We start from the raw sequence: 15,816 nt of genomic DNA, 5'->3' as shown, positions 1-15,816 counted from the left end.
CACAACAATGTACATTTCACTCTCCGACGCCGGACCGGCAGAACAGGCCGAGTCGTCTCCCGCACGGCGACCCACCCAGTCCGCTTCAACGCGGGTCTCGTCCGTGGTGATCGCCCTCGGCATAGTGAGCATGTTCACCGACATCTCGACCGAATCGGTGTCAGCGATACTTCCCCTGTACATCACGGGCGTCATCGGACTGTCGACGGTCGCATACGGCGTCATCGACGGCCTCTACCAGGGCATCAGCGCCGTGGTCAGGATCGCCGGCGGGTATGCAGCGGACAGGGGCGACCAGCCCAAATGGGTTGCCTTCTTCGGCTACGGCATCTCAGCCGTCGCCCGGGTGGGCCTGCTGTTCGCGAGCGGCTTCGCGGCACTCAGCGCTGTTATCGCTCTCGACCGGCTGGGCAAGGGAGTACGAACCGCCCCGCGCGATGCCCTCATCACGGCATCCTCAGACTCCGGCACCCTCGCTCGGTCGTTCGGCGTACATCGCGCGCTCGACACGGTCGGCGCTGCTCTCGGCCCGCTTCTGGCCTTCGCGATCCTGTTTTTCATTCCGGATGGCTACAGCACAATTTTCGTTGTTTCCCTCGCCTTCGCGATTATCGGCGTCGTCATCCTCGGCATCCTCGTGCCGAACAAGCACCCGCGGGCGGAGCGCGCCACGACCGGGGCTGTACCCGCGGCGCGGTTCCGCTGGCGTGACCTCAACGACTCACGGCTTCGTCGCCTGCTGCTCACGGCTGGCCTGCTCGGTCTCGTCACCGTCGGCGACGGGTTCATCTATCTGGTCCTGCAGAGCAAGAGCGGGTTCGCCACCGAGTACTTTCCGCTGCTCTACGTCGGCACGAACGTCGCGTTCCTTGCCCTCGCCATCCCACTGGGCCGATTCGCTGACCGATTCGGCCGGGCCCGCGTCTTTATCCTCGGCCACGTCGCCTTGCTCGCTGCTTACGTGTGCGCCGCGGTTCCTGCCACCGGCTGGCAGCTCACCATCACCTGCCTGGTCCTGCTCGGGGCGTTCTACGCGGCGAGCGACGGCATCCTCGCGGCGCTGGCCTCCCAGACCACACCGGTCGACACCCTCGCCAGCGGCATCGCCGCGGCGCAGACCGCAGTCGCGCTGTCCCGGCTCCTCGCTTCCGTCGGCTTCGGATTGCTCTGGTATTCGCTCGGACGGGACGGTGCCATGCTCGTCGCCGCCACCGCCCTCGCCGTCGTCATCCCGGTGACCATCGTCCTCCTCCGCGATGCGCTCAGGACGGTGAGGCCGGCATGACCATCTCACGGACCAAATGGCTCTCGCTCCTGCTCATTTCCGCCCTCGTCCTCGGCGCAGCGATTGCCTACGGTACTTCGGCGTACTCCAGGTACCAGGCGCGGGCAGCGGGGCCAAGTGAAGTACGTACGACGTCGCTCAGAACGGATGCCTCTCTGCCACGGATCGTGTTCAGGAACACCGCAGAGGGCCATGGCTACGGGAAGGTGGCCACAGTCCCGCTTCAGACTCCGTCCGCGGACCGGGCGCTCAGCGACACCGCCTGCGACCGGGTCTATGCCGCTGCCGGTGTGCTGTCCTGCCTGCGCATTGAGCGGGGCATCCCAACGACCTTCTCAGCCACCGTCTTCGACCTCGCCGGCACGGAGGTGGCATCGTGGCCGCTTCCCGGCATCCCGAGTCGCACACGACTGTCTCGTGACGGCTCCCTCGTCTCCACGACCTCTTTTGTGACGGGACATTCCTACGCGACCGTGGGCTTCTCCACGGAGACGGTCGTCTCGCGAGTCGGCGGCGAGAGCTACGGCAACCTCGAAGACTTCGCCCTGTTCATCGACGGTGAGCGCCTCACGGCGGCAGACCGGAACATCTGGGGCGTCACCTTCGCCGCAGACGACACGACCTTCTACGCGACGGCGGCGTCGGGCGGCCAGACCTGGCTGGTGCACGGAGACCTGCTCGAGCGCACACTCACGGCGGTCGCGAGCAATGCCGAGTGCCCGTCACTCTCGCCCGACGGGAGTCGCGTCGCTTACAAGAAGAATTCCGGAACTCCGGAAGCCCCGCACTGGGGAATCGCAGTACTGACCCTGACAACCGAGGAGGAAGTTGTGCTTCCAGAATCAAAAAATGTCGACGACCAGGTGGAGTGGCTCGACGACTCGACGCTCCTGTACGGCCTGGCTCGCGAGGACGCGATCGGCGACAGCGACGTATGGGCAATCGACAGCGAGGGAGCGACGGCGCCGTCGCTGTTCATCGAGCACGCCTGGTCACCATCGGTGGTGACGAAATGACGCTCGTTCCTGAACGCCGGATCACCCTCGGTGGAGTTCCTGTCGATGTGAGGGGGTTCGACGAAGCTGTCGACCTCATCGCGTCCCGTCCACTGGCCCACGAAACGACGCCGCTCGCCGTGGCATCCATCAATCTCGACCACATCCACCACTTCGGCACCGGGTCCAAATGGGGAACCAGGCTGATCGCGCCCACACGACCGCCCACCCACCCCCCGGTGGAATGGCTCAATCTCATCGACGGCGCACCGGTCGCCGTGCGGGCCCGCCAGCTCGTCGGCGAGGATTGCCCACGGCTCGCTGGGAGCGATCTCATAACTCCGCTCCTTGACCGCGCCGAGCAAACCGGTGCGTCCGTGGGCTTTCTCGGCGGCTCGCCCGAAACGCAGGAGCTGCTGAGCAGCTACCTCCGATTGACCCGACCGTCACTGCAAATCTCCGGATTCTGGTCGCCAGCGCGTGAAGAGCTGTCAGATCCGGATGCCTGTGGCCGCATCAGTCAGGAAATCAGCGATGCAAAGACCGACATTCTCATTGTCGGGCTCGGCAAACCGCGACAGGAATTGTGGATCGCGGAGTACGGCCCCGCGACGCATGCAACGGTGCTCCTCGCCTTTGGCGCCGTTGTGGACTTCCTCGCCGGACGGGTACGGCGAGCGCCGAAGTGGGTGTCATCGGCGGGACTCGAATGGGCATGGCGCCTCGTACTCGAACCACGCCGTCTCGGGCGACGTTATCTCGTCGAGGGGCCGACCGCGCTGCTCAGGATCATGGCATCCGGGGCCGCACCGGGTCTTCCGGTGAGAGCGGATACCGCCGTGCCGCCGCCGGGCGGTGAGACATGACGCTCACTAACGGCGTGACTCCGCTCGGTTCGACGGCAGACGCAACGTTCGCGGGCCCCGGCACGCGGGCCGACGTCGCCGTCGTCATAGTGACCTACAACAGCGCCGCTGACATCGACCGCCTGATTTCGAGCCTGCGCCACGAAGCAGAGCACTCGCGTCTCAGGGTCATCGTTGCCGACAATCATTCCGTCGACGGCACGCTCGAGATTGTGGCGCGTCATCCGGACGTGATCGCGTTTCGAACGGCGGGCAACGTCGGATACGCGGCGGGCATCAACGCCGCCCGCGAGCACGTGGGAGACGCGGAAGCGATTCTGGTGCTCAACCCCGACCTCGAGGTTGAGCCCGGTGCCATCCGGACACTGCTCGCCCGCGTCGAGTACTCGGCCGCCGGTGTCGTCGTGCCGCGCATTCTCGAGGACTCCCGCGTGACCTACGAATCATTGCGCCGGGAACCGACACTGTCCCGGGCGATCGGTGACGCCCTCTTCGGCAGCCGGTGGGCCACTCGACCCGGCTGGCTCTCGGAGATGGTCTATGGCCCTGCGCCGTATCGCCGGGCTCACACGGTGGAGTGGGCAACCGGCGCAGCGCTTCTCATCCGGGGCGACGTCGCCAACCTCGTCGGTGGCTGGGATGAACGGTTCTTCCTTTACTCGGAGGAGGTCGACTACTTCCGGCGAGTCCGCGACGCGGGTGAAGTGGTCTGGTTCGAACCGGACGCCGTCGTCCGGCACAGCCAGGGAGGGTCAGGGACCTCGGCAGACCTCGTGGCACTCATGACCGTCAACCGCGTCCGGTACGTCGAGAAAGGGCACGGACCCGGATATGCGGGCGCGTACCGCCTCGCAGTCGTCCTGCACGAACTGCTGCGCTTCTCACAGCCGGACCACCGTCGATCGCTGCGCTTTGTGATTCGCAGGAAATCGTGGCAGTCCCTCCCCCGCGCGACAGGAGCATCCGAGTAATGGTTCTCACCGAATTCCCGTCTGGCGCGATCCTTATCCCCGCTCACAACGAGGCCTCGGTGATCGACCGCACACTTCGGCACCTCGCGCCCATTGCCGAGTTCGACAACGTCGAAATCTGTGTGATCTGCAACGGGTGCACCGACGATACGGCCGAGCGCGCTCGCAAGCACACGGGGGTACACGTTCTCGAAATTTCCGAACCATCGAAGACGGCGGCGCTCAACGCCGGCGACGCCTGGGTCACCCGATGGCCACGGCTGTACCTTGACGCCGACATCGAAATCGAGCCGGATGCCGTCGCGCGGGTATTCCGCACGCTCACCGGTTCGGTACCCGCTGCCCGACCGATCTACCGTTACGACACCAGCGGAGCATCCGCGCTCGTCCGCGCCTACTATCGAGCGCGCAGACGGATGCCGTCGACGCGGTTCGCGTTGTGGGGCGCCGGGGTCTACGCGCTCAGCGAGTCCGGGCATGAACGTTTCGAGTCATTTCCCGCTGTGACCGCGGACGACCTCTACGTCGATCGCCTGTTCGCGCCGGAAGAGAAACACATAGTGACGACCGTCCCCGTGCGCGTTCGAACCCCGCGGACGACAGCGGCACTGCTCTCGATCCTGCGCCGCAACCAGCGGGGGGTCTCGGAGTTCAGCGGCACGTCTCCGTCAACGAGCCTCAAGGAGCTCGTCCTCAGCATCCGCGGGATCGCGAGCGCCCTCGACGCGCTTGCCTATACCTTTCTCGCCGTGGTTTCGCGTTTTCCGCCGCCATGGTCAGGTCGCGGCGGCGCGCCCGGCGCCTGGGAACGGGACAGCACGAGTCGACAGTCGCCATGAGGTACACGCTTTCTCAACCTGAGAATATGTCGACAAAGCCCCCCGCATGGGGGACTATCGAGTGGAGGGAACCCGAATATCTCTTTCGCACGCACCAATTCAGAAGGTCGGATCATGTCTTTACTTCATCGCGCCCGCCAGTCCGAAAAGCGCCGCGCCACCAGCCGATTCCGAGTGACAATCTCATCGGTGGTCGCCGTGCTTCTGGCTCTGGGCTCCTTCCAGGCGGCATACGCGGCGAGCCAGACGGCCCTGGATCCGGCCGTGTCCCCACGCACCATGACTGACCCCGATACCGCCCCCGTCGAGCTTGGAATGAAATTCAGCAGCACAACAGACGGCTCGGTGGACAGCATCCGATTCTACAAATCACCGCTGAACACGGGCGTGCACACCGGCTCGCTGTGGACAGGGGAAGGCGTGCTGCTGGCGCAAACGACATTTGCGAGCGAGTCGACATCGGGGTGGCAAACCGCGACCCTGGCGTCACCGGTGAAGATCCGAGCCAATGAACCATACGTGGTCTCGTACCACGCGCCCGGCGGACACTATTCGGTCACGATCGGCGATTTCGACTCTCCGACGACCCGGGGAGATCTCGCGCTTCCCGCCGGTGCCGGCGTCTACAGGTACGGCGAGTCAGCATTTCCCACGGACAGCTGGGAAAACTCCAACTACTTCGTCGACGTCAGCTTCACACCGTCGCTCGCTTCACAGCCCCAACCGAGCGAACCAGCGACGCCACCGATCGTGACGCCACCGGCAGAGCCGGGCGACCCGACAACGTCCGTTGGCACACTGCGCCAGGTCGACGGCGGCCCGGACTACTTCGACCAGTTCTCCAACTCCCTGCCGACCGACGCGAGCTTCTTCCCGGTCGGCGTGTGGTACGAGAGCATCCTGACTCGTCGCGATGTCCAACGTGATCGAGACGCAGGGCTCAACCTGTATGTCGAGCTGACGTCAAATTCAGACACGTCCTTGCTGGGCCCGACCGGCCCATACGCCATTACGGGCAATGACATGCCAGGCACGGCCGGGCGGCTCACGACCGATGAAGCGGATATGTGGGGCGGTCCGGGAAGCGCCGCGTGGACCGGAAACGACCCGGGGCAGGGGCCGATCTGCTCTCCGGCTGGCGCACAGTGCGGTTACACCATCATGGACACTCTCCGCAGGCAGATCGGTCCGGGCATCCTGGCCTACACGAACTACGGAAAGGGTGTGACTTTTTGGCAGACAGACGACGAAGCAGCTCGATTTGTGAACGACTATCAGGATGTGGTTTCGGTCGACAACTACTGGTTCACTGACCCGAATATCTGCGGCCCGTCCGAGGGCGGCCAAATGGTCGGCGGCCGGTCATTGACCCAGGCCGAATGCCGCCTGGCGAGCAATTACGGGTGGACTGTCGACCGCGTGCGTTCGCTGGTCGAGCCGACGGGGAGCAAGCCCGTGTGGGCTTTTGTTGAAGTCGGCCACCCGTTTAGTGAAAGTTACGCGCCAACGATCACCGGGCCCCAAATCCGCGCGGCCGTCTGGAGCAGCATCATCCATGGCGCTCGTGGCGTTGTTTACTTCAATCACAATTTCGGGGGAAGCTGCCTGTCACAACATGTACTCCGAGACGATTGTGGCTCAGCGGTACGGCCGACGGTCACCGCGGTAAACGCCCAGATCGCGAGCCTGGCACCGGTGCTGAATGCACCCTTCCTTGACGGCGTCACCACCTCCGCCGGGGGCGTAGACCACATGACCAAGGTGCACGACGGTCGCGTGTATGTCTTCGCCGGATCGACGCAGCAGGAGGCACAAACGGTGACCATCACGAATGCCTGCGTGGGTACTGGCCTCCTAACGGTGATTGGCGAAGACCGCGTTGTGTCCGCAATCGACGGCGCATTCAGCGACGGCTTTGAAGACGGAAACGCGGTCCACATTTACAGTGCCCCGGCAGATCCACGGTGCCTCGAGTGAGTCTGCCTCAACTGAGCGCAGGAGAAGCGCGTCGGCTTACGTCGCCGCCGCTCCTGCTTCGCTTCGCGGCATTCAGCATCTTCTTCTTCCCCGCGAGCATGATCCTCGAGCCGTTGGGTGCGGCGGGTACAGTTCCGCTGCTTCTCGCCCTGACCCTGTTCGCGCTGTGGTTGGCGTCATGGCTGTTCGGCCTTCATGACCCAGTCGTCTTTCGCCACCCCGGGCGCATCGGGCTCGCACTGCTGATCCTGGGCACCTGCGCGTCGTATGTCGCGCTTTATGCGGGCTGGGCGGGCGAGAGCACCATCGCCGGTCGGGCGTCGGCCGACCGGTGGCTCCTGTTGCTCTTCGCGAGCGCCGGCCTGATCCTGGTCATCACAGAAACCGTTCGCACGATCGACGACGCACTCGTTGTGGTCAGAGCTCTTCTCGCCGGCGGAACGTTCTGCTGCCTCGTGGCGGTGACCCAGTTTTATCTGCACATCAATCCTGTGGAGTGGATTCAGCAAGCTATGCCAGGGTTCGTGTACAACGGCGGTGACACGACCTTCCAAGTGCGTGGTGCCCTGATCAGGGTCGCGGGCACGACCTTTACGCCGATCGAACTGGGCGTCGTCTGCTCGATGCTTCTCCCGATCTCCATTTGGAGGGGGCTACACGATCCGAAGGGCAAGAAGATCGTCCATTGGGCAGGAACCCTCCTGCTTGTTTTCGCCGTTGCGACGACAATCTCCCGCTCAGGTGTCCTCGGAGTGGTTGTGGGCATCCTGACCTTTCTCCCCTTCCTGCCCCGGGCCGCACGGCAGTGGGCACTGGTGCTCTCGCCGGCGGCCATCGTCGGCCTTTTTCTCGGAGTACCTGGGCTCGTCAGCACGCTCACCGGCGCCCTCACCGCAGACGCAAGCGACCCCTCAATCAGCACCAGGACCAACAACTACCCCCGAGTAGCGGAGATGGTGGAGGCCCATCCACTCGTCGGCACCGGCCCTGGGACTTACCTGCCGACAAACGCTCTGCAGATTCTCGACAACCAGTATCTGACCACCCTGGTATCGATGGGGCTTGTCGGACTGGCATGCCTGATCGCCTATCTGACCATCCCAGCCTTCGCCACCCTGGCCGCGGCCAGACGGGCGCAGAGTTCCGAGCTTCGCACCCTCGCCGGGGCCGTTGCCGCCGGCGGGATGGTCGCCGCCGCGTGCTCCGCGACCTTCGATTCCCTGTCATTTCCCGTCTTCGCGCTCCTCTACCCCGTGTTTGTGGGTCTAGGCGGTGCCATTTGGATCATGGTAAAAAAGGAGTATTCCTCAGATTTGGTAACGGCGAGGCCGACCGTCGCTGGAACGTCCACGCGATCCGGAGAACATGATGGAGGCACCCTGTGGACCCGATGAGTGTCTTGAAGACGGTGTGGCGACACAAAGCGTATGTCCTCCCGGTATTGCTCCTCACCCTCCTTGCAGCAGGCTACGTATTCCAGTTCGGCCCCCGGTCCTACGAAGCCAACATGAGCTTCGCAATGGTCAATCCCCGGGTACCAACGGAAACGGAACTCCTCGAGCACCCTGAGCTCGCCGAGCTGAACTCCGACAATCCATACCTGCGCTCGTCCGACCCTGCGCTCATCTCGGACGTCCTGATCACTCGGTTAGGCGACAGGTCGATGATGGAGTCTCTGGAGGACGCGGGCCTCAGCCCTGACTACACGGTGGCCCGCAGCGCAAATGGAAACGGGTTCGTCATCGATATCGTGGGGGTTTCAACGGCGCCCGAAGACGCCGTCGCGACCACGCGGGCGTTGGGCGACGTGCTGGTCAGCGAGTTACGCGCGATACAGACCGTCAATGGGGCGGATGACACCTACCTCTTCACGGCTCTGGCAATATCGTCGCCAGACCGGGCGGAGGAGCAGTTCTCCAGCCGCCTCCGGTCGGTCATCCTGGTAGCACTCGGCGGCGGCGTGCTCCTGTTCGGAGCCATTTCTCTCGCCCGTTCGCTCGAAATGAGCGGCAGCCGGCCCGCGCCGGGCTCACCGGCCCCTGGCCCAGGCACAGGCGGGCCAGGCGGCAGTGCGGGCGGCACTGTTTCCCCGAACCAAATTCCCTACAGGGCGAGGAAAGTGACGAGCGTCCGTCAACCCTCAGAGCCAGACCGCGCCCGCCCGGGTGTTTCCCACCCTGTCGCTTCCACGAAAAACCACTGACCCCTTCTGGTTGTCAACCGGCCGCCGGCGCCTCAAAGTCTCTCAACGCAGCGCGCCGAACCTCCAACGCGGTACCCGACTTTGCCGAAATCATGACCGCTATATCCGACGGTCGGGTACGTGCAAGCAAATCACCCAACTCTTCCTGGGTCAGCGGTGTCTCTTCGTAATGGTTGACACACCTCATGTCGCCCGTCGACGGACGCAGGCGGTCGCGATCGAAAATCTCATCCACGTACACCCCGTAGAGGATCATTTCGGAGAAGTGGAGTTCCCGCGCAACGGCCGTTTGCCACTGACGGCCCGTAGTAGCCTCGATCCGCCGGAGCATGGACCGCACGATCGTGGGACTCCATGCACAAGGACAGCAGATGTAATCGGGGAGCGGGCCAGGTGGAGTCGCTGAGAGCCCGAGCAGCCGACGAGCGGCGTCATGCCACAGACGATGGCGTGGCAGGGTCCCGTCGATACCCTGTGGCACGCGAAACAAGGCAACAGTACCGTCGGCGCCAAAGGTCTCACCGGTGATCGGACGGATGAGCACCAGGTCGGAGTCGATCAGCAGAACGACGTCGGTCGTCATCGAGGCTGCGACCGCCAGTTTGAGAATCTGCTGGGTGATCCACCCTCTCACAGGCGGATAGGGTCGGCGGAAATTGATCCAGATATTCGCCCGAGGCACCTTGAGGAAGTTTCTCGGCAGATACGCATCTGCTGGCTCGATGACGGTCCGGCGGCTCGCGAGGCCCCGAAACGTCCCGAGGTCCTTCTGCGGAACAATCACGTGATGAACGACCGTGTCGCCGGTATTCCGTAACACACTGGCGACGAGATCAACACAGAGCTCCTTGTCCGGGCGGTAGCTCGGTGTGACAACACTGAGTGACAGGCCCTGGCTCTCACCAGCGGGAAGCGGCCCGGTCACGACAGGTTCCTCTCTCGGGCACGGTTCCCGCCGTCCCCGCTTGGAGACGGGGAAACCTGTTGGTCCACGAGTTGGAGGAATTGTTTGGCGCGGGCATCCCAGCTGTGCAGTCTGGCAAAGTCCTGGCGCGCCAGGGCCGCGGCGGTATCGTCCGGCTGCTGGAGCGCGGTCTCTACCGCACGAGCGAAGTCGGAAGGCTCGGAACAGAGGGTGATATGAGGGGTGTTCAGCCAACGGGAAGACGGCAGATCGGTTGAAACCACCGGAATTCCCGCTGCAAGATACTCAAGAGTTTTCAGCGGGAAGCTTGCGCGGTTGAAGGCCGAATTCACATAGGGCGTCAGCCCGAGGGCGAGCCGCGACAGGTGCTCCTGCACCTCGCCGCCCGGTACAGCACCGGCCCACTCGACATTGGGTGAGGCCAGGAAGCGGTCCAGCCGCCGCTCAAACGCGGCGTTTCCGTGCGATCGCGGCCCGATCACGCGGATCGCTACCCCGGTATCCCGCACAGCTTCGAGGACCCCGAGGTCAAGCCGCTCATTGAGCTGTCCAACGAGCCCCACAACGCGATCTCGCACGGCTGGCCGGTAATCGCTGACAGGGAGCGGACAGCCGTTGGGGAGAACAACCGATTCACCCCGATGGTCGACAAGAAGCGATAACTGCTCAAGAATTTGCGGCGAGACGGCCGCAACAAAGTCCGCTCTGTGGAGATTTTTCGTGAGGATTCTCTTCACCGACGCTCGGGATAAGCCCATGAGCCGAGCCCCTGCTAACCAGTCGTCCGTAACATAGAGCACTCTGATCCCGCCGATGCCCTCGGGAAAGCGAGCCAGAGGGAACGCCACAACCGTTGCAACGACGTGAGCGCTCCTCGCGGCCACAAGCTTCCGGATCTGGTCGCTGAGAAGCCACGACGTTGCGCTTCGGATTACAGGCCTGGTCACGCCCGGCAGGGTCGTGATCGTCAGGCGGGTCACGCCGGGCAGCACGTCCCGCGCCATAAGCCTGGGCTGAGCTCCGCCTAACGGATTCCATCCGACCGGAGGGTCCACCCAGATCACGTGAACAGAGGCAGCGATGGCAAGAACCATTCGCTGGTCTGTTCCGGGAACGTCGTCCCAGTTCGTACCGGAAATCCAGACCACCGTTGCTTCCGCGCTCATCGCACCGCTCCTGTCCATCGCGCGCTATCCAGGGGTGAGGCCCCCGCCACCGGCGCTGAGTTGAAATCGTCACTTTTGAGGGTGCCTTTTACGCGGTCGGCCACCCTGCCCAGTTCGTATCCCGCGAACGCCCGGATGGCACGGACATCGTCACCGACCCGACGGATCCGCCGCGCCGTCGACACCTCGTCATAGATCTCCAGCTGACGGCGCGCCGCCCCCTCGAGTGAGAACCTCTCTCCCACGGTCTGCAGGCCGAATAGTCCGAGCTCGCGTCGCAATACTTCGTCGCTGAGCAGGTCTCGAAGGATTGATGCCAGCACTTCGGACCCCCGGAGGGCGTCCTGTCCAATCCCATACCAACCGCGCCAGAGGAACTGCGAAAGCGACGAAGGCGTCAACAATTCCCAGTATCCCCGCTCCCCTTGAACCACCAACGGCTTTCCGAAAGCGAGGGATCGAAGCGCGGAACCTCCCATACCGAGCGCGATGTCGGCCACCGCATATGCGGCGCGCGGATCGTCAAGCTGCCCGGTAACGACGACCGTTCCCCTGCCCCTCGCGCCATTCACCTGTGCTGCCTCGCGCTCCACACGGGCTCTCGCTGGTCCGTCGCCGACGATGAGGAGGCAGACCGGAAGGTTCACCGACAACTCCCCAATGGCGGCGATGGCGGCAAGCACCCCTTCCAGCTTCAACTCGTCGGCCAGGCGCGTAACGAGTGAAACAACCAACCTGCCGGGGGCAAGCCCCCATGTCGTCCTGAACTGTTCCTGGCCGAAGTCGCCGTCCGGTCGATTCTGTTCCAGATCCACCGGGGGCTCGATGAGTGCAACGGATTCCCGGCCGAAGCCTCGTTCAGCGTGGGCAATTTGATCGGTGCCGACGATCAACGGCATGTATCTCGGAATGAACGGCGCAACCGACATGGACATCACCGTCGCTACCGCCGACCCTCTCCCAGCGGACCGAATCGCTGCGAGGCCCTCGAGCGCTGGCGGCCATTCGTACCCGTGGACGATGTCCACAGCGCGGCCCCTCACCAATTTGGAGAGCGCGAGCACGACGTTGGGAGAAGGCCTTCGGTGAGGCCTCGGGGACTCGATGAATTCGAGACCGCTGCGGTCGATTTGCTGCACGAGAGGCCCGGGACGGCCGAACACAACCACGTCATGCCCCAGGCGCTGGACCGCCCCCGCTATCTCGATCGCATTGATCTGACTTCCGCCGATCCCCAGGTCGTGGGGGTAAACGAGAACTCTCACTTCGCCATCTCCTCGTCCGACGTCGGACTTCCTGCCCCGCTGCGCCCTGCGCTACCCGCACGACCGATAGCTCGCAATATCTGAAGGTCTGCGCGGCGCCGATACAACATCGCCAATGAAACCGCTCCGGCCAGCGTCAGTCCCGACATAAGAGCAACGAGTGGGCTCTCGATTCGGGAGGAGAGAAACCAGACAGCGACGCCGACCAGGGCCGCGAGGCTGATCGGCATCCAGACGGCACCCAGCAACCGACGAACCGCGATACCACTGCGCGAGAGGCGCCACGCGTAAAGCGGCAGAATCAGGATGAGTGATGTGATTGCCTGCGCTGCCGCCAACCCCGCCAAACCATTCGTGAGTGCACCAGCGGTCAAAGCCGGAATCAAAACCACCAGACTGCCGACCTGCACGGAGAAGACCGTGCCGGACTTCCCCTTAACCACGAGGTAGTCGTATGCCAGCTCGCAAAACACCCTGCAGGTAGCACCAAGGACGAGCCAGGAGAGCGCGCTCGCTGCCGGGATCCACTCGCTCCCGTAGACAAAGCTGACCAGTGGTACGGCCGCCCCGGCGATGAACGCGATGAGAGGAAGGATCGCAGCGGCAACGATGCCAACGAGTGACACCAACGCTCCCTGCATTTCTGTCTCCCGGTGTTGCAGCGAAGAGAATGCCGCAGGGGCGACCCGCCGCAGCGGCTGCGACACGATACTGACCGGCCAGTTCGACAGGTTGAAGGCCAGGACGTAGAACCCCAGGTAGACGCCCCCGAGGACGCTCCCGACGATCAACTGATCGGCGTAGCCAACCACGAAAACGATGATGCTCGTGCCGGCGAGCGGCAACCCGAAACGCAGCAAAGGCCCGACGACTGCCCGGTCGAGTCCGAAGCGGTACGGCATCGGCGAAACGACCAAAAATAGCACTGCCGCGATGACGCTGCCCACAAGTCGCCCTATTGCCAGCGACATGGCGCCCATACCCGCGAGCGCGAGAACGACCGAAAGCACCGACCCTCCCCAGACGTTGATCTGATCGATGATCATGCGGGGCTTTTCCCTGAACTCACGCTGGAGAAGCGCGGCAGGTGACGCCACTATGCCGTTGACGAGAACACTGATAATCAGGACACGTATCACGTCCGTGGCCTCAGGATCTCCCATAGCAGCGGTGAAAACGGGAGCGGCCGCAAAGGCTGCGGCGCAGAAGACCGCACTGCCCAACACAGAGATCGTGTTAACGGTTGGCACGATCCTCTTCGGATCGTCTGGCCATCGCACGATCGCCAGGCTGACCCCCAACTCATTGAAGCTGAGGACCGCCATCAGCGCGATGAGAGCGACGGCAAAGGTGCCGAAGGATTCGGGGCCAAGCACGCGAGCGAGAACAATACCGATCCCCAGGGTTGCAACCCTGGACACCAGCGTATTTGCCAGGCTCCAGGCGAATGCACTCGAAGCGCCCTGCTGGGCGCGACGGCCGGCGGGATCGCTCCGGGAAGACCTGGTCACTGCTGCAACGCATTCACCAGATGGCGCACCACGTAGCGCTGCTGCTCACGAGTGATGTGCGGGTAGATAGGAAGGGAGAGCATCGTTTCGGCTGCGGCTTCCGTCACGGGAAAGGCGCCGGCACTGTAGCCGAGGTGTTTGAAAGCGCGAGTCCTGTGCACAGGCACCGGGTAGTGGACTCCCACCCCGACGCCGGCTTCTCCGAGCACTCGCATGATCCGATCGCGCTCCGCTACCCGAATGACGTAAAGATGCCACGCGTCGACGTTCCCGGCAGAAGTCTGGGGCAATGTAACCGGGTCGACATCGGCAAGCAATTCGGCGTAGTAAGCAGCCGCCGTTCGACGAGCCTCGTTCCACCCTTCGAGACGGCGTAGCTTGGCGTTCAGGACGACGGCCTGGACCGTGTCGAGGCGCGAGTTCATTCCGATAACGTCGTGTTGGTATTTGACGGCGCTTCCATGGGCGCCGAGGAGTCGGACGTGCGCCGCAACCTGGTCACTGCTCGTCGTCACAGCGCCGGCGTCGCCTGCGGCTCCCAGGTTCTTGCCCGGGTAGAAGCTGGTACCTGCCGCCACACCCAGCGAGCCGGCCGCCTTGCCGTGCCTGGTTGCGCCCTGCGACTGCGCCGCATCTTCCACGATCACAGCGCCGCTCGCGAGCGCGATCGGCGTCAGGAGTTCGACCGGGGCGACCTGCCCGAAAAGATGCACGGGAACGATCGCCTGCGTCAGGTCGGTCACGGCCTCCGCGACACGACTCGGGTCGATGAGCAGATGCGTCTGGTCGACATCGACAAGAACCGGTCGCGCACCGATCCGTGAGACGGCTTCGGCTGTCGCGATGAATGTATTCGCCGGCAGAATCACCTCTCCGCCCGGCGTGACCCCGGAAGCCCGGAGCGCAAGCTCGAGAGCGTCTGTGCCGTTGGCAACCCCGACGCAATGGACGGTGCCAACCAGCCGGGCATACGCCTTCTCGAATTCGCCTACTTGCGGACCACCGATGAACGCGGTGTTGTCAAACACATCCCTCAAACCCGCGTTGATCTCTTCACTCACTTCCGCCTGCTGCGCGCCCAGGTCCACGAGCGGGATCCTCTGGAGAACGTTCATGATGACCTTTCGGTTGTTGGTGCCGCACCAGCCGCTGGCGGGATTGGAGTGATGTTCTCAGGCGGTGCACCGAGAGCCATGGCCGGTATTCCGGCCCACGTTTCTCCGTCAGGAAGGTGTTGGAGCAGAACTGCTCCCATCCCGAGCACGGCGTATTGACCGACGTTCAGGCGCTGTCTCACCGAGGCGTTCATGCCGATGTAGGCGCCTCGTCCGATTCGTACGTCGCCGCCAAACGTCGCTCCCGCCGCTATGGTTCCGAAGTCCTCCACCGTGTCGCCGTGGGTCAGGGTGACGTTCGGCATAACGACGACGTGACTGCCGATCGAGACATCGGCGGTGAGAACGGCGTGTGCCAGCACTATTGATCCGGGCCCCACGGTGGCGCCGCCGTTGTTGCTCACGCTCGGATCCACGAGCGTTGTGTACGCATCTCGCTCAACCCCGAGCAGTGCAAGTCGGTCGACAATCGCTTCCCTGACAGCTCCAGCGCCAACGCAAACGAGGAGCTTGGTGTCGATGTAGTCAACGGCTCGTTCAATGGCACCGAGAACGGGCAGTCCGGCGAAGGACTCGCCCATATCCGCCCAGCCGTCGTCGAGTATCCCGAACACCGTGTGGGATGAGCCAGCCCGTGCCAACGCGAGCGCTTCGCGAGCTAGCCCGCTGGCCCCGATCAACAGAGTTTTCTCCATCCG

General features: G+C 63.9%; 14 protein-coding genes. 8 read left to right on the top strand and 6 right to left on the bottom strand.

What is annotated here, in order from left to right:
• Window positions 1–7: 7 nt before the first annotated feature.
• The 8 genes from AC1C2M_RS15530 to AC1C2M_RS15495 all read left to right on the top strand — a co-directional run bounded on the left by AC1C2M_RS15530 (window position 8) and on the right by AC1C2M_RS15495 (window position 9,136).
• Window positions 8–1,285, top strand: a complete 1,278-nt coding sequence (locus tag AC1C2M_RS15530; RefSeq protein ID WP_495437515.1) for an MFS transporter — start codon at window positions 8–10, stop codon at window positions 1,283–1,285.
• On the top strand, window positions 1,282–2,301 hold the full coding sequence (locus tag AC1C2M_RS15525; protein ID WP_495437513.1) for a TolB-like translocation protein: 1,020 nt from the start codon (window positions 1,282–1,284) through the stop codon (window positions 2,299–2,301). Before AC1C2M_RS15530 ends, AC1C2M_RS15525 begins: the two co-directional genes overlap by 4 nt.
• On the top strand, window positions 2,298–3,146 hold the full coding sequence (locus AC1C2M_RS15520; RefSeq protein WP_483405945.1) for a WecB/TagA/CpsF family glycosyltransferase: 849 nt from the start codon (window positions 2,298–2,300) through the stop codon (window positions 3,144–3,146). The genes AC1C2M_RS15525 and AC1C2M_RS15520 overlap by 4 nt, the downstream gene beginning before the upstream one ends.
• Complete coding sequence (locus tag AC1C2M_RS15515; protein ID WP_495437511.1) at window positions 3,143–4,117, top strand: glycosyltransferase family 2 protein; 975 nt, start codon at window positions 3,143–3,145, stop codon at window positions 4,115–4,117. Before AC1C2M_RS15520 ends, AC1C2M_RS15515 begins: the two co-directional genes overlap by 4 nt.
• The gene (locus AC1C2M_RS15510; RefSeq protein WP_495437509.1) at window positions 4,117–4,956 is read left to right on the top strand and encodes a glycosyltransferase; all 840 of its coding nucleotides are present in this window, start codon (window positions 4,117–4,119) and stop codon (window positions 4,954–4,956) included. Before AC1C2M_RS15515 ends, AC1C2M_RS15510 begins: the two co-directional genes overlap by 1 nt.
• A gap of 174 nt (window positions 4,957–5,130) precedes the next feature.
• Window positions 5,131–6,933 carry a DUF4082 domain-containing protein gene (locus AC1C2M_RS15505; RefSeq protein WP_495437508.1) on the top strand — a complete coding sequence of 601 codons (1,803 nt, stop codon included), beginning with the start codon at window positions 5,131–5,133 and terminating at the stop codon, window positions 6,931–6,933.
• Window positions 6,930–8,327 (top strand): O-antigen ligase family protein, encoded by a 1,398-nt coding sequence (locus tag AC1C2M_RS15500; protein WP_495437507.1) that lies wholly within the window; start codon window positions 6,930–6,932, stop codon window positions 8,325–8,327. The genes AC1C2M_RS15505 and AC1C2M_RS15500 overlap by 4 nt, the downstream gene beginning before the upstream one ends.
• A 113-nt stretch (window positions 8,328–8,440) precedes the next feature.
• Window positions 8,441–9,136, top strand: coding sequence for a hypothetical protein (locus AC1C2M_RS15495; RefSeq protein WP_495437505.1), 696 nt, complete (start codon window positions 8,441–8,443; stop codon window positions 9,134–9,136).
• Between the two features lie 13 nt (window positions 9,137–9,149).
• Here AC1C2M_RS15495 and AC1C2M_RS15490 read toward each other — a convergent pair whose 3' ends face one another.
• The 6 genes from AC1C2M_RS15490 to AC1C2M_RS15465 are packed head-to-tail and all read right to left on the bottom strand — an operon-like array spanning window position 9,150 to window position 15,813.
• On the bottom strand, window positions 9,150–10,061 hold the full coding sequence (locus AC1C2M_RS15490; protein WP_495437504.1) for a DUF6492 family protein: 912 nt from the start codon (window positions 10,059–10,061) through the stop codon (window positions 9,150–9,152).
• The gene (locus tag AC1C2M_RS15485) at window positions 10,058–11,227 is read right to left on the bottom strand and encodes a glycosyltransferase (RefSeq protein ID WP_495437502.1); all 1,170 of its coding nucleotides are present in this window, start codon (window positions 11,225–11,227) and stop codon (window positions 10,058–10,060) included. The genes AC1C2M_RS15490 and AC1C2M_RS15485 overlap by 4 nt, the downstream gene beginning before the upstream one ends.
• Window positions 11,224–12,492 carry a glycosyltransferase gene (locus AC1C2M_RS15480; protein WP_495437500.1) on the bottom strand — a complete coding sequence of 423 codons (1,269 nt, stop codon included), beginning with the start codon at window positions 12,490–12,492 and terminating at the stop codon, window positions 11,224–11,226. The genes AC1C2M_RS15485 and AC1C2M_RS15480 overlap by 4 nt, the downstream gene beginning before the upstream one ends.
• A complete protein-coding gene (locus AC1C2M_RS15475; RefSeq protein WP_495437498.1) occupies window positions 12,489–14,003 on the bottom strand; it encodes an oligosaccharide flippase family protein in 1,515 nt (504 codons plus the stop codon). Before AC1C2M_RS15475 ends, AC1C2M_RS15480 begins: the two co-directional genes overlap by 4 nt.
• Window positions 14,000–15,118 (bottom strand): DegT/DnrJ/EryC1/StrS family aminotransferase, encoded by a 1,119-nt coding sequence (locus tag AC1C2M_RS15470; protein ID WP_495433700.1) that lies wholly within the window; start codon window positions 15,116–15,118, stop codon window positions 14,000–14,002. The genes AC1C2M_RS15475 and AC1C2M_RS15470 overlap by 4 nt, the downstream gene beginning before the upstream one ends.
• Entirely contained in the window at window positions 15,115–15,813 is a 699-nt protein-coding gene (locus AC1C2M_RS15465) for a NeuD/PglB/VioB family sugar acetyltransferase (RefSeq protein ID WP_495437496.1), read from the bottom strand. Before AC1C2M_RS15465 ends, AC1C2M_RS15470 begins: the two co-directional genes overlap by 4 nt.
• Window positions 15,814–15,816 lie beyond the last annotated feature (3 nt).

Source organism: Mycetocola sp. Y444 (assembly GCF_059445295.1).
This window is presented reverse-complemented; position numbering and strand designations above follow the sequence as displayed.

Coding starts and splice junctions, on each gene's coding strand:
- AC1C2M_RS15520 (WP_483405945.1), top strand. CDS start 2,298: ATGACGCTCGTTCCTGAACGCCGGATCACCCTCGGTGGAGTTCCTGTC.
- AC1C2M_RS15515 (WP_495437511.1), top strand. CDS start 3,143: ATGACGCTCACTAACGGCGTGACTCCGCTCGGTTCGACGGCAGACGCA.
- AC1C2M_RS15525 (WP_495437513.1), top strand. CDS start 1,282: ATGACCATCTCACGGACCAAATGGCTCTCGCTCCTGCTCATTTCCGCC.
- AC1C2M_RS15495 (WP_495437505.1), top strand. CDS start 8,441: ATGAGCTTCGCAATGGTCAATCCCCGGGTACCAACGGAAACGGAACTC.
- AC1C2M_RS15470 (WP_495433700.1), bottom strand. CDS start 15,118: ATGAACGTTCTCCAGAGGATCCCGCTCGTGGACCTGGGCGCGCAGCAG.
- AC1C2M_RS15530 (WP_495437515.1), top strand. CDS start 8: ATGTACATTTCACTCTCCGACGCCGGACCGGCAGAACAGGCCGAGTCG.
- AC1C2M_RS15485 (WP_495437502.1), bottom strand. CDS start 11,227: ATGAGCGCGGAAGCAACGGTGGTCTGGATTTCCGGTACGAACTGGGAC.
- AC1C2M_RS15510 (WP_495437509.1), top strand. CDS start 4,117: ATGGTTCTCACCGAATTCCCGTCTGGCGCGATCCTTATCCCCGCTCAC.
- AC1C2M_RS15465 (WP_495437496.1), bottom strand. CDS start 15,813: ATGGAGAAAACTCTGTTGATCGGGGCCAGCGGGCTAGCTCGCGAAGCG.